At 70.0% G+C, this 13,501-nt stretch carries 9 protein-coding genes; 3 read left to right on the top strand and 6 right to left on the bottom strand.

Annotated elements, in window-relative coordinates; genetic code table 11:
- Positions 1-55: 55 nt before the first annotated feature.
- The 6 genes from Q9R17_RS08240 to Q9R17_RS08215 all read right to left on the bottom strand — a co-directional run bounded on the left by Q9R17_RS08240 (position 56) and on the right by Q9R17_RS08215 (position 4,159).
- A complete protein-coding gene (locus Q9R17_RS08240) occupies positions 56-1,048 on the bottom strand; it encodes a VacJ family lipoprotein (RefSeq protein ID WP_308157927.1) in 993 nt (330 codons plus the stop codon).
- A gap of 1 nt (position 1,049) precedes the next feature.
- The gene (locus Q9R17_RS08235; protein ID WP_308157926.1) at positions 1,050-1,364 is read right to left on the bottom strand and encodes an STAS domain-containing protein; all 315 of its coding nucleotides are present in this window, start codon (positions 1,362-1,364) and stop codon (positions 1,050-1,052) included.
- Positions 1,354-2,016 carry an ABC transporter substrate-binding protein gene (locus tag Q9R17_RS08230; protein ID WP_308157925.1) on the bottom strand — a complete coding sequence of 221 codons (663 nt, stop codon included), beginning with the start codon at positions 2,014-2,016 and terminating at the stop codon, positions 1,354-1,356. Before Q9R17_RS08230 ends, Q9R17_RS08235 begins: the two co-directional genes overlap by 11 nt.
- Positions 2,013-2,537, bottom strand: a complete 525-nt coding sequence (mlaD, locus tag Q9R17_RS08225; RefSeq protein WP_308157924.1) for an outer membrane lipid asymmetry maintenance protein MlaD — start codon at positions 2,535-2,537, stop codon at positions 2,013-2,015. Before mlaD ends, Q9R17_RS08230 begins: the two co-directional genes overlap by 4 nt.
- An 84-nt stretch (positions 2,538-2,621) precedes the next feature.
- Positions 2,622-3,371, bottom strand: a complete 750-nt coding sequence (locus Q9R17_RS08220; RefSeq protein ID WP_308157923.1) for an MlaE family lipid ABC transporter permease subunit — start codon at positions 3,369-3,371, stop codon at positions 2,622-2,624.
- Positions 3,371-4,159 carry an ATP-binding cassette domain-containing protein gene (locus Q9R17_RS08215; protein ID WP_308157922.1) on the bottom strand — a complete coding sequence of 263 codons (789 nt, stop codon included), beginning with the start codon at positions 4,157-4,159 and terminating at the stop codon, positions 3,371-3,373. The genes Q9R17_RS08220 and Q9R17_RS08215 overlap by 1 nt, the downstream gene beginning before the upstream one ends.
- Positions 4,160-4,344: 185 nt before the next feature.
- Between Q9R17_RS08215 and recC the strand changes: the two genes are divergently transcribed.
- Genes recC through recD form a run of 3 tightly spaced genes read left to right on the top strand, consistent with a single transcriptional unit; the run spans position 4,345 to position 13,243 of the window.
- The gene (gene recC / locus Q9R17_RS08210; protein WP_308157921.1) at positions 4,345-7,689 is read left to right on the top strand and encodes an exodeoxyribonuclease V subunit gamma; all 3,345 of its coding nucleotides are present in this window, start codon (positions 4,345-4,347) and stop codon (positions 7,687-7,689) included.
- Complete coding sequence (gene recB, locus Q9R17_RS08205) at positions 7,686-11,357, top strand: exodeoxyribonuclease V subunit beta (RefSeq protein WP_308157920.1); 3,672 nt, start codon at positions 7,686-7,688, stop codon at positions 11,355-11,357. The genes recC and recB overlap by 4 nt, the downstream gene beginning before the upstream one ends.
- On the top strand, positions 11,354-13,243 hold the full coding sequence (gene recD, locus Q9R17_RS08200) for an exodeoxyribonuclease V subunit alpha (protein ID WP_308157919.1): 1,890 nt from the start codon (positions 11,354-11,356) through the stop codon (positions 13,241-13,243). The genes recB and recD overlap by 4 nt, the downstream gene beginning before the upstream one ends.
- Positions 13,244-13,501: the final 258 nt, after the last annotated feature.

The following is a 13,501-nucleotide window of genomic DNA, read 5'->3' as shown; positions in this document are numbered from 1 at the left end:
CCGTAAAAGAAAAACCCCGCACAGGCGGGGTTTTTTCATGCCGTGCCGGGTGACCTCAGTGGCTCCACTGCGGCATCGGCATGGCGTCGACCGGGATCGGCGAATTCGGGTCGTCCTTGCCACGGTGGTGCTTGCCGCGCAGGTCGTTCTCGATCTGGTAGTTGCGGCGCTGCAGCCAGGCATCGCGCACCAGCGCGTACTCGTCCACCGCCGAATCACGCAGGTCGTCCACCGCCAGCAGCTGCGCGCGGGTATCCACCAGCTGCAGGCCCTGCAGGCCGATGCGGACCTTGTCTTCCTCGACCGTGCGGATCGGCGAGAGCGGGATGTCGCCGGCCAGGCCGAACACATCACGCACGGTACGCGGGCCGAAGAACGGCAGTTCCACGTAGCGCGAGTTGCGCCAGCCCCAGGCCCCCAGGGTCTGGCCGAAGTCTTCGCGACGATTGGCGACCATCGCCTTGCTGGCCGGGTCGAACAGGCCGCCGATGCCCAGCGTGGTGTTCATCAGGAAGCGGCCCAGGCTGTCCCAGGCATCATCCGGGCGGCCCTGCAGCAGCTGGTTGACGATGGTTACCGGCGAGCGCAGGTTGTTGAAGAAGTTGCTCACGCCGGTGCGGGCGAAGCGCGGCACCACGTGGGTATACGCGGTCGCCAGCGGACGGGCGACGGTGTTGTCCACCGCCACGTTGAAGCGGTGCACGCGGCGGTTGAACGGTTCCCACGGATCGTAGGCCGCGCTGGAGGCGCCGCTGTTGCCGTACAGGGCGTCGAAGTCGGCATCGCCGCCGTCGTCGCCCGGGGGAGCCGTCGTTGCGGCCGTCGCCGTGCCGACGTCGGCGGCCGGTGCCGGTGCGCTGACCGTGTCGGCCGCAGCCACCGGCGTGGCGGCTGGGGAAGGGGCGGGGGTGTCGGCCGGTGCCGCAGCCGCATCGCGGGCCGGCACCAGGGTGTCGGCCACGGGCGCGCTGTCGCGGGCCGGTTTGCCGGCACACGCGCTGAGCGCGGCAGCCAGCACGATCAGGGGGAGGGTGCGTACGACGTTCATGTCAGCTCGCGGCAGAGGTACCGTTGAAGTCCAGGTCCGGGGACAGCCGGTAGGCGGCCCCCAGTTCGTTGTAGCCGGCCGGTGCGCCATCGATGGCCAGCGTGCGCCCGGCGGCACGTGCGCGTGCGGCCAGTTCGGCCAGCAGTGCCAGCCCGGCGCTGTCCACGCGCGGCACCTCGGCCAGCGCCACGCGCTGGATGCCTGCCGGCAGGGCGCGCAGCTGCGGCCACAGGGCGATCACCGCTGCACGGTCGAGCACGCCACGCAGGTGCAGCGTGTCGCCGTCCAGCTGGGCGGTGGCGCTGTTACTTGCCATTGCCCGCCGGTCCGGCCTGCATGCTGCCGCTGCGCAGGTCGGCGGCGACCTGCTTGATGCCCTTCTGGCGCAGCGGGGCATCGAACTGGTTGCGGAAGGTCTGCACGTAGGAGATGCCTTCGATGTTCACGTCGAAGATCTTCCACTGGCCGCCTTCATTGCGCATCCAGTACTCCACCGGGGTCGGTTCGTTGCCGGCGCGCACCAGTTCGGTGCTCACGCGCACGCCGCGGTTGCCCGGCAGCGGGCTTTCACCCTTCAGGCGGAAGCTGGGCTTGCCCTGGATGTTGAGCAGGGTCGAGCCGTAGCGCTGCATCAGGTTGTCGGCCATGGCGTCGGCGAACAGCTTGATGTCCGCATCCGAAGCGCCGCGGGCGTGGGTGCCCAGCACCAGCCGGGCCGCGTAGTCGCGGTCGAAGGTGCGGTTGAGCTCGCTGTCGATGAAGGTGCGCAGGCTTGCCGGGTTGCTGGTGAACTCGGCCTTGCGCTGCTGCAGCGTGGTCAGGATGCGGGTGCTGGCATCGATCACCACCTTGCCGGCCTGCCCCTGCGGGGCGGCGGCGGCAGCGGGGGTGGCCTGGGCCAGCGCCAGGGCCGGGGTCGCGGCCAGCAGGGCCGAGGCGAGCAGGACCGGGAACAGTTTCAGTGTCATGGGTGCGATTCCGTTGCGGGCGCCTTCGCGCCGTCAGGGGCGTCCTGGCCGGCGCCGCCACTGGCGCCGCCACCGAACATGTATTTGCCAACCAGCTGGATCAGGTCCACGGCCGGCTGGGTGAAGACGATCTCCTCACCGGGCTTGAGCACGTCCGGATCACCGCCCGGCTGCAGTCCGATATAACTCTCGCCCAGCAAACCGCTGGTGAATATGCCCGCGGAGGTGTCGGCCGGCAGGTCCTTGACGTTGCTGTCCAGGCGCAGGGTCACCACCGAATCGAACTTGACCGGGTCCAGCTCGATCTTGGCCACCTGGCCGATGGTCACCCCGCCGATCTTCACCGGCGCCTGCTTGCGCAGCTGGCCGATCTGGGAGAAACGGGCCTTCAGCTCGTAGCCACCGCCGCCCAGCGCCCAGCGCTGGTTGGTGGAAGCCACGGCCAGCACCAGCAGCGAGGCCAGGGCCAGCAGCAGGAAGGCGCCGACGGAGAATTCAAGTCTGGGACCGCGGATGGCCATGGAGGGTCTCACCTGTTCTTTGTCTGGTGCCCCGGCGGGTGCCAGGGCGGTGTTGTCATCTGTGTATCGACCGGCGGCCGATGCTTACGTGAACATCATTGCCGACAGGACGAAGTTGAACATCAGCACCAGCAGCGAGGCATTGACCACCGCGCGGGTGGTAGCCACCGAGGTGCCCTCGATGGTCGGCTCGGCATGGAAGCCCACATAGGCGGCGACCAGGGCGGCGGTACCGCCGAAGATCGCCGACTTGAGCATCGACACGCCGAAGTCGTCCCAGAAATCCACGCTGTTGCGCAGGGCCGACCAGAACACGCCGTTGTCCAGGCCCAGCACGTGCACCGCTTCGAAGTAGCTGGCGCTGATCGCCAGCGAGCAGAAGATGCCGGTCAGCAGCGGCACGGTCAGCACCGCCGCCCAGAAGCGTGGCGCCACTGCCTTGGCCACCGGGTCGATGGCCATCAGTTCCAGCGCCTTGATCTGGTCGGTGGCCCGCATCAGGCCCAGTTCGGCGGCGATCGAACTGCCGGCACGGCCGATGAACAGCAGTGCGGTCAGCACCGGGGCCAGCTCGCGGTACAGCGACAGGCCCAGCAGGGTGGACAGCGCATCGGCGGCGCCGAAGGTGGTCAGCGTGCGGTAGCCCTGCAGGGTCAGCACCAGGCCGACGAAGGCACCGCCAACGGCAATGATCGGCAGTGAACGTGCACCGATCTTGTAGATCTCGCGGGTCAGCTCGGCCAGGAAGTCCCGGGTCGGCAGCGAGCCGCGCAGCACGGTCAGCGAGAACAGGCCGGCGCGGCCCAGCGAGCGGGTGGCTTCAACGAGCGGCATCAGGCCACCTTCGCGCGGGGCGCGGCGTCGAACGGGATGGGGCCATCGGGCTGGCCGTGCAGGAACTGGCGCAGCAGCGGGTCCTGGCTGTCCTGCAGGGCCTGCGGGCTGCCCTGGAACACGATGCCGCCATTGGCGATGGCGATCACCTGGTCGCAGATCGGCAGGGTCTCGTGCACGTGGTGGCTGACGATGATGCTGGTCAGCCCCAGGCTGTGGTTCAGGCGCTGGATCAGGCTCATGATCACCCCCGAGGCGATCGGGTCCAACCCGGTCAGCGGCTCGTCGTAGATCATCAACGGCGGGTCCAGCGCCAGCGCACGGGCCAGCGCCACGCGGCGGGCCATGCCACCGGACAGTTCGCGCGGCCAGGCATCGGCGGCGGCCAGCAGGCCCACCGCGTGCAGCTTCATCTGCACCAGGCGCTCGCGCACCGGCGCCGGCAGGCGGGTGTGGGTCCGCAGCGGCAGCGCGACGTTCTCGGCCACGGTCAGGTCGGTCAGCAGGCCATTGCCCTGCAGCAGCACCCCCACGCTCCGGCGCATTTCCAGCAGGTCGCTGGAGCGGGTGGGAATGGCCTTGCCGAACAGGCTGACCTCGCCTGCGACCGGACGCAGTTCGCCGGTCAGCGCTGCCAGCAGCGTGGACTTGCCGCTGCCGGAGGGGCCCAGCACGGCCGTGATGCTGCCTTGGGGAACCTGCAGCGAGACATCGCGCAGGATCGTGCGTCCGCCGCGGTCGATGCGGACGTTGGACAACTGCACCAGACTGGACGGAGATGCCGACATGGGCGCCATTAACGTTATTCCAACGTTCAAGAATCGGGTCAGGCGGCTGAACATAACCGAACTGCACCGTGCAGTATTGTGGCACGGCAGGGGCCGGGCCGGTGCGGGACAATCCCCGGGGGGGCCGGAACAATCCGTGCCGGGAAGCGCGCAGACGCGCGCGCGGTGCTGCACACTTGTCGGCAATGAGTGACCCCGCCGGCGATTTCCGCCTTTACCATTCCAACGCTCTGGACGTGCTGGCCGCCCTGCTGGCGCGCAACGTGCGCACGCCGGTGGCGGGCCAATCCCTGCTGGCACCGGAAACGGTGCTGATCCCGCAGGTAGCGATGCGACGCTGGCTGCAGGCAACGCTGGCGGCCGAGTATGGCGTGGCCGCGAACCTGGAATTCCTGACCCCCGGCGAATTCGTCGCGCGTGCGCTGAACGCCAACGTCGAGGGCGAAGCGGACGACCTGGATGCCGCTGCGCTGCACTGGCGCCTGTACCAGGCGCTGCGTGACCCGGTGCTGCTGGCGCAGCCGCCGCTGCGCGCGCTGCAGTCCTACCTTGCCGGTGGTGATGCCCTCAAGCCCTGGGCACTGGCCGGCGAGCTGGCCTCGGTGTTCGAGAAGTACCAGGCCTGGCGCCGCGACTGGCTGCTGCGCTGGGAAGCCGGCGCCGACCCGGCCGATCCCCAGGCTATCCTCTGGCGCGCCATCGCCGCCAATCGTGGCTACCGCGCCCGCCGCATCCAGGCCTACCTGGACCGCTTCGAAGGTGCCGGGCAGCCGTTGCCGCAGGGCCTGCCACGGCGCCTGTCCGCCTTCGCAACGCTCAACATCTCGCCCGACGTGCTGCGGGTGATGGCCACCCAGGCACGGGTGGGCGAGCTGCACTTCTACATGCCCACCCCGGTGCAGTCGTACTGGGGTGACCTGCAGACCCTGGCCGAGCGCCTGCGCAGTGGTGCGCCGGACCCCTTCGGCCAGGCCGCCGGGGAAAACCGGCTGCTGGAAGCCTGGGGCGCGGCCGGCCGCGACTTCATGGCCGTGCTGGGCAGCTACGAAGTCGTGCATCCGGCGGGCGAGATCGCCGCCTACTCCGACCCGGAAGACGATACCCGGCCGACCCTGGACGAGGGGGGGCTGTCGGACAGCCTGCTGCACCGCCTGCAGCGCGACCTGTTCCACCGCCGTGCGCTGCCCTCCGGCGCACGGCGCGAGGGCCTGCGCAGCGACGACCCGAGCCTGCAGGTGCATGCCTGCCATACCCGCCTGCGCGAGCTGCAGGTACTGCACGACCAGCTGCGCAGCCTGCTGCAGGACCCGCGCTTCGATCCGCCGCTGCAGGCGCGCGAGATCGCGGTGCTGGCACCGGACATCGACCCCTACGTGCCCTACCTGGAAGCCGTGTTCGGCGGCCGCGGCGATGAGGACGAGCACATTCCGTATGCGCTGGCCGACAGCAGCCCGCTGGCCGGCGAACCGCTGGCCGATGTGTTCGTGCACCTGCTGGGCCTGCCGGTATCGCGCTTCGGCCTGAACGAGGTGCTGGACCTGCTGGCCAGTGCGCCGCTGTCCGAAGCGGCGGGCCTGGACGCGGCGGATTTCGAGCGCCTGCACGGTTGGCTGCAGCAGGCCGGCGCGCGCTGGGGACTGGATGCCAAGCACCGCGGCCAGCACCAGGCCCCGGCCGACGACGCCTACACCTGGCAGTTCGCACTGGACCGGCTGGTACTGGGCCATGCCACCGGCAGCGAGACCGACCTGGCCGGGGTGGCACCGTGGATCGAACTGGAAGGCGGCGCGCTGGATGCGCTGGACCGGCTGCTGCGGCTGCTGCGCGTGCTGGCCATCTACCAGCGTCGCCTCGGCGAGCTGCTGACCCCGGCGCAGTGGCGGCAGCGCCTGCTGTCGCTGCTGGACGCCCTGTTGCCGACCGCGCCCAGCTCGCCCAACAGCCAGCGCGCGCTGGAGCGCCTGCGCAAGCTGCTGAACCAGTTCGCCGAAGATGCCGCCAAGGCCGGCTTCGGGGACGGCGTACCCCCGGAGGTGGTGCGCGCCCATTTCGCGGGTGCGCTGGGCGAGGCCGATACACGCGCGCCACTGCTCACCGGTGGCATCAGCTTCGGCCGCATGGTGCCGATGCGCCTGCTGCCATTCCGGGTGATCTGCGTGCTGGGCCTGAACGATGGCGATTTCCCGCGCCGCGACCCGGCCGCCGGCCTCAACCAGCTCACCGCCGAGCTGGACACGCCGCGCCGCCGTCCGGGCGACCGCTCGACCCGCGAGGACGACCGTTTCCTGTTCCTGCAGCTGTTCGCTGCCGCGCAGGACGTGTTCTACCTCAGCTATCTCGGCGCCGATCCGCGCGATGGCAGCGTGCGCGAACCATCGGTGCTGGTCAGCGAACTGATCGATGCCGCCGCCGCGTATCACCTCGATCCGGCGGCGGCCGTCCGCGACTTCACCGTGCGCCATGCGTTGCAGCCGTTTTCCCCGGCTGCGTTCGGCGAGGGCGATCCGCGCCGCTTCAGCTATCGCCGCCAGTGGCATCCGGCGGCGGGCCGACTTACCGGCCAGCGCGGCGGCCTGCTGCCCTGGTTCGACGCGCCGTTGCCTCCACCGCTGGATGATGCGGTGGAGGACGAGGTCGCACTCGATACCCTGCGCCGCTTCCTGTGCGATCCCGCCGGGCAGTTCCTGGCGCAGTCGCTGGGCCTGCGCTTGGCCGAGGAGGTCGAGGAGGTCGACGACCTGGAACCGCTGGTGCTGTCTTCGCGTGGCCCGGAAAAGCGCAGCGTGCAGGCCGCGGTGGTACGCGCCACGCTCAATGGCGATACCGAGCCGCTGTACCCGCGGCTGCGCGCGCGCGGCCTGCTGCCGTCCGGTGCCCTGGGCGAGCGGCAGTTCGACGTGGAGCAGCAGAAGACCCGCCCGTATGCCAATGCGCTGCTGGGCTGGATGCAGGGCGAACCGCTGCAGAGCCGCCGCTATGAGGTGGAGATTGACGGGGTGCGCGTGCATGGCCGGGTCGCCGACCGCCACCCGGGCGGACTGGTGCGCCTGCGCGCCGGCAGCCTCAACGGCAATGCGGTGATCCGCCAGGGCCTGGACTGGCTGCTGGCCAATGCCGCCGGTGATGCACTGCCGCTGGTGCAGTTCCATGACGGCGGTGATGCCGGTCCCGGCCCGCATGTGCAACCGGCGCTGGACGTGCCCACGGCACGCGCGGCGTTGCGTGCACTGCTGCAGCTGCGCCAGCGGGGCCTGCGCGAACCGTTGCGCTTTGCCCCGTACACCGGCTGGGTGCTGTACACCACCGCTGGCGAGAAACAGCGCAGCGAAGGCTGGAAGCAGTGGCATGGCAGCGACCGCAGCTGGGGCGAGTCCAGCAGCGATGCGTGGCAGCTGCTGCTGCGCGGTGCCGACCCGTTCGCCACCGAGGCCGGCTATGCCGACCTGCTGCGCAACAGCCAGGTGGTCTTCGGGGCGGTGCGCGACGGGCGCATTCCCGGTGCCGATGCGAACGCGGAGGGCAGCGTATGAACACCGCCATCGCAGGTGACGGCATCGGCAGCGACCCCTACCTGGCCCTGCCGCTGGAGGGCATCGGCCTGATCGAGGCCAGCGCGGGTACCGGCAAGACCTTCACCCTGGCCACGCTGTTCACCCGCTTGGTGGTGGAACAGGGCCTGCGCATCGGCCAGGTGCTGGCGGTGACCTTCACCGATGCGGCCACCCAGGAGCTGCGCAAGCGCATCCGCGAGCGCCTGGCGCTGGCCGCGCGCCTGGTCGATCTGGCACCTGCCGAAGGCGAAGCACCGGATGTGCGGCTGACCCGCGAGGTGCTGCAGCGTCATCTGCAGCATGGCAGTGAAAGCGCGGCGGCATTGAAGCGCCGCCTGCAGGTTGCCGCTGACGAGATCGATCTGGCCTCCATCTTCACCATCCACGGCTTCTGCACCCGCGTGCTGCGCGAACATGCGCTGGAAAGCGGCCATACCTTCGATCCGCCGGAACTGCTGGCCAGCGACCGTGAGCTGCTGGAGGAACTGGCGGCGGACCTGTGGCGGGTGCACGCCAATGACCCGGCGACGCTGGAACCGCTGACCTGGCTGTGGTCCACCCCGGAGGCGCTGGCCGCCGACCTGCGCGCGCTGCTGGCCGCGCCGCCGTTGCACCCGTTGCCGCAGCCGGTGGCGCAGGCCGATCAGTCCCCGGCACTGCAGGTGACCGCTGCCGAACTGCAGCAGGCCGTGCACGCGCACGGTGCGGCGTTTTTCGCCGACCTGTGCACGGCGGTGGAGAACAAGTGGCTCAACGGGGTGTCGTACAAACTGAGCTGGCTGCAGCCGTTGTCGCGGCAGCTGCAGGCCTGGGCCGAGCGCGCCGATCCGCGTGAGCTGCTGGCCAGCGAGCGCCTGCCGGCACTGCTGCCGGACATGCTGGCCGACAAGACCAACAAGAAATTCCCCGACCGCACGCCATCGTCGCCATTGCAGGTGCCGTTGGCGCGCTATGTCGCGCTGCTGGCCGAACGCGATGCCTGGCTGCGTGCCACCGCGTTGAACTTCCTGCACGCGCTTCGCGACGAAGCCACGCAGCGCCTGCAGGCACTGAAGCGCACGCGCCGGGTGCAGACCTACGACGATCTGATCGACGGCGTGGCGCAGGCGCTGGAAGGCCCGCAGCGGCTGGCGCTGGTCAGGCAGCTGCGCGCGCAGTACCGCATCGCGCTGGTCGATGAGTTCCAGGACACCGACGATCGTCAGTGGGGCATCTTCCATACCGTGTTCGGTGATTCGCCGGAGGTGCGTGAACTCGGCCTGGCGCCGGCGCTGTTCCTGATCGGTGACCCGAAGCAGGCCATCTACGGCTTCCGTGGCGGCGACATCCATACCTACCTGAAGGCCAAGCAGGTGGCGCAGCAGGCGCCGGCGCTGGACCAGAACTTCCGCTCGCGACCAGCCGTGCTGCGTGCATTGCAGGCGCTGTATGACAACGGTGGCGAAGATGCCTTCCTCGAACGCGACATCCAGTTCGAACCGGTGCGTCCCGGTGGCGTACGTACCGATGACGATTACCTGCGTGATGGCCATGCCGCCGCCGCATTGACCCTGCGCGTGCTGCGCAGTGGTGGCGACAAGGCGATGAGTGCCGATGCTTCGCGGGACGCGGCGACGCGGGCCTGTGTCGCCGCCATCCACCAGACGCTGGTGGATGCACGTGCCGGCCGCGCCGTGCTGCACGGGCAGCCTGTGCAGCCGGGTGACATCGCGGTGCTGGTGCGTTCGCACCGCGAGGCGACCCTGGTGCAGCGCGCACTGGCGGCGGTGGGGATTCCGGCGGTGGCGGCCGGCAAGCAGAGCCTGTTTGCCACCAGCGAGGCGCGGGACCTGCGCGCGCTGCTGCTTGCGCTGCTGCAGCCGGCCGATGAAGGCCGCCTGCGCGCGGTGCTGGCCACCGTCCTGCTTGGCCAGCGCGCCAGCGCGATTGCGGCGATGGACCATGAGGGGGGCCTGCAACAGCGATTCCAGGCGCAGCTGCTGCACTGGCGCGAGCGCTGGCAACGCGGCGGACCGTTCGCGGTGGTCGCCGATGTGTGTGCCGCACAGGGCGAGCGCCTGCTGGCGCTGATCGATGGCGAGCGCCGCCTGACCAACTACCTGCAACTGGGTGAGCTGCTGCAGGAAGCCTCGGCGCAGGCACTGGGCATGCATGGCCTGCTGGACTGGCTGCAGGGGCAGATGGCCAGCGCCGACCAGGATGACGAGCAGCAGCTGCTGCGCCTGGAATCGGACGCACGCCGGGTGCAGATCATCACCCTGCACAAGAGCAAGGGGCTGGAGTATCCGCTGGTGTTCCTTCCGTTCGTCGGCATCGATGGCGGTGCACCGGGCACGGCCTCGCACTGCACCGTGCATGTGGGGGGGCAGCGCCAGCTGCACTGGAAGCTGGACAAGGACGAGGCCTGGGAAGCGGCCAGCACCCAGCGCGAGCGGGAGCAGCGCGCCGAGGACGCACGCCTGCTGTATGTCGGCCTGACCCGTGCCGAGCATGCACTGTGGATCGCCATCGGTGACCTTGCCGGCCTGGGCAGGACCCGGTTGGCACCGTTGCTGGGCGACCTCCAGGCGCTGCGTGCGCAGGCCGATGTGCACATCGATGACAGCGAGGTGCCCACCGCGCTGCCACAGCTGCCGGCCGACGTGGAAGGCGAGCTGCCGGCGGTGCGCGCACTGGCACGGCGCGTTCCGCATGACTGGTGGGTGTACAGCTTCACCCAGCTGGCCCATGCCGATGCCGGCGCGGACGGCGATATCGACGCGGCTGCCACCGAACTGCCGGCCCCGGCGGCCGATGAACCGGCCGGCCCGGAACTGCCGCTGGAGCCGGCCTTGCCGGAACCGGCCGCCGCCACTGAAGACAGCATGCCGGTCGATCCGCGCTTCATGGGCAGCCGCTTCGGCAACGTGCTGCACGAAGCGATGGAGAACGTCGACTTCGCCGCATGGGGGGGATGGCAACCCGGCCAGCAGGCGCCGGAAGGCCAGGCCGGGGTGCTGCGCAAGGCGCTGCACGACGAAGGCTATGCCGACGTCGATCTGGACGATGGCGTGGCCGTGCTGGTACCACTGGTTGGCCACACGCTGACCGTGCCGCTGCCCGAAGGCGGGGCGCTGCACAGCCTGGCCGAAGGCGAGCGCCGGGCGGAAATCGACTTCCATTTCGCCATCGAACCGACCACCGTACCGGCGCTGCTGCAGGTCCTGCACGCGTATGGCATTTCCGCCGCGCGTCGTGGCTTTGGCCGGCGCCGGCGGCTGGAAGGGCTGATGACCGGCATGATCGACCTCACCTATGTGCGCGATGGCCGCTGGTACGTGCTCGACTACAAATCCAACCGCTTGCCCGGCTACAGCCCGGACCTGCTGGCCATCGCCATGCGCCACAGCGAATACGACCTGCAGGCGCTGATCTATACCGTGGCGCTGCACCGCTGGCTGCGTTTCCGCCTGGGCGCGGCCTACGACTACGAGCGCGACATGGGCGGCATCCGCTACCTGTTCTGCCGTGGCCTGGATGGCACCGGCAACGGCGTGCATGTGGACCGCTTCCCGCTGGCACTGGTGGATGCACTGGACGCGCTGTTCGCCGGTGGCGGGCAGGCCCAGGCCGAACTGGCCGCGCGTGCCCGTGGAGCCCACGCATGAGCCTGCTGAAGGAGCTGCACCAGAAGGGCCAGCTGCGCACCCTTGATCATGCATTGGCGACCAGCCTGCAGCGGCTGCGCGAGGACACGCCGGACAGCGTGGCGCTGGCGGCTGCGCTGGCGTCGCTGGCGGTGTCGCAGGGGCATGCTGCTTTCGACCCGGCGCGACCGCAGCGCCTGCTGGAAGGCGTGCCGGAATGGCCGGAGGCGGAGCACTGGCTGGCACAGCTGCGCACCTCGCCATGGGTGGCCACCCCGGACCAGGCCGAGGCTGTCGCCGAAGACGCACCGCTGGTGCTGGAAAACGGCCTGCTCTACCTGCGCCGCTACCGTGAGTACGAGCGCCAGCTGGCGGTCGGCCTGCAGCGCATCGGCCGGTATCCGCTGCCGGCGCCGGACATGGCGGCGCTGGCACCGTTGTTCGCGCAGCTGTTCCCGCAGGCATTGGGCGGCGAGGATCACCAGGCCCGCGCGGCCGGCGTGACCCTGCGCCATCCGCTGGCGCTGGTCACCGGCGGCCCCGGCACCGGCAAGACCACCACCATCGCCCGCCTGTTGCTGCTGCTGGCGGCACAGGCCCGGCAGGCGGGGCAGCCGCTGCCGGCAGTGGCGTTGGCCGCACCTACCGGCCGTGCCGCCGAGCGCATGGCCGAGAGCCTGCGCCTGGCCGTGCAGCGCCTTCAGGCGCAGGGGCTGGAGCCGGCGCTGTGCGCGGCCCTGCCCAGTACCGGTACCACGCTGCACCGCCTGCTTGGGGTGATCCCGGATTCACCACGCTTCCGCCACGATGCCGACAACCCGCTGCCGGTGGAGGTGGTGGTGGTCGATGAAGCATCGATGATCGATCTGCCGATGATGGCCAAGCTGGTCGATGCCATCGCCAGTGGCACCCGCCTGATCCTGCTGGGCGACTCCGACCAGCTGCCTTCGGTCGAAGCGGGCAACGTACTCGGTGCGATCCTGCAGGCCAGCGGTGATGGCATCGGTACCCGTACCGACGATGCGCAGGCCCTGCGCGACCTGCTGGCTCCGCCCAGCCTGCAGCCACCGGCCGCACCACGCGCCTTTGCCGGCCGCCGCGTGCAGCTGCAGCGCGGCTACCGGCAGAGCGCTGCGCTGGACCTGGCACCGCTGGCGCATGCCGTGCGCAGCGGCGATACCGCGACGGCCCTGCAGCTGCTGCGCGATGGCGGGCTGGCAGGCGTGCAGTTCCACGAAGGTGAGGCCGACCCGCTGCGCGGCCAGCGCGAGCATCTGCTGGGCCACTGGCGCGCACTGGCCGATGCCACCGATCCAGCGCTCGCGCTGCAGCAGGCCGGCCGCGTGCGCGTGCTGACCGCATTGCGTGAAGGCCCGCAGGGAGCACGTGGCCTCAACAGCCGCATCGAGCAGCTGCTGGCCGGCACCACGCCGGGCTACTTCCAGGGCCGGCTGTTGCTGGTGACCGAAAACAGCTATCGGCATCGCCTGTTCAACGGTGACATCGGCATCTGCCTGCGCGACGAGCGCGGTGCCATGGTCGCCTGGTTCCCCGGCGACGCGGCGGGCCTGCCGCGTGCCTTCCACCCGGCGGCATTGCCCGCGCATGAAAGTGCGTTCGCGATGACGGTGCACAAGGCGCAGGGGTCGGAGTTCGACGAGGTGTGGCTGCAGCTGCCGCGGCAGGACAGCCGCGTGCTGTCGCGTGAACTGGTCTATACCGGCCTGACCCGCGCACGCCAGCGTCTTCACGTGGCAGCCAGCCATGCGGTGCTGGCCGCAGCGCTGGCGCGCCATGCCAGCCGCATGGGGGGGCTGGCGTGGCGGCTGGGTGCCGATGATGCCGCAGCGCCGGCCATGCTGGCGCCGGCCTTAGCCGGTGCCGCTGTGCAAGGCCAGTTGTTCTGATCCAGCGCCTGCCGCTGTGACAAAACCAACTGCGGTGCAGACCTCGTCAACACAGTGAGGCACATCACAATCGGCCGGCGTCGGGGACGCCGGCAATCCAGCAGGGGCGTTGCGCTGCCGATACGACAGCGCACTGCAACGTCCTGCCAAACATCTGCAACGTGATGCCAAATCCGCGCAGGCGGCACCGGTTACACCGGTAGCAGGATGCTGCGGTGTCGTTCCCGACCTTTCCGCAGCGGGGGATCCTGAGCCGTC

It is taken from the genome of Stenotrophomonas sp. 24(2023) (genome assembly GCF_030913365.1).
Classification (GTDB): Bacteria; Pseudomonadota; Gammaproteobacteria; order Xanthomonadales; family Xanthomonadaceae; genus Stenotrophomonas.
The sequence above is the reverse complement of the archived record's forward strand: the minus strand, read 5'-3'. Positions and strand labels throughout refer to the sequence as shown.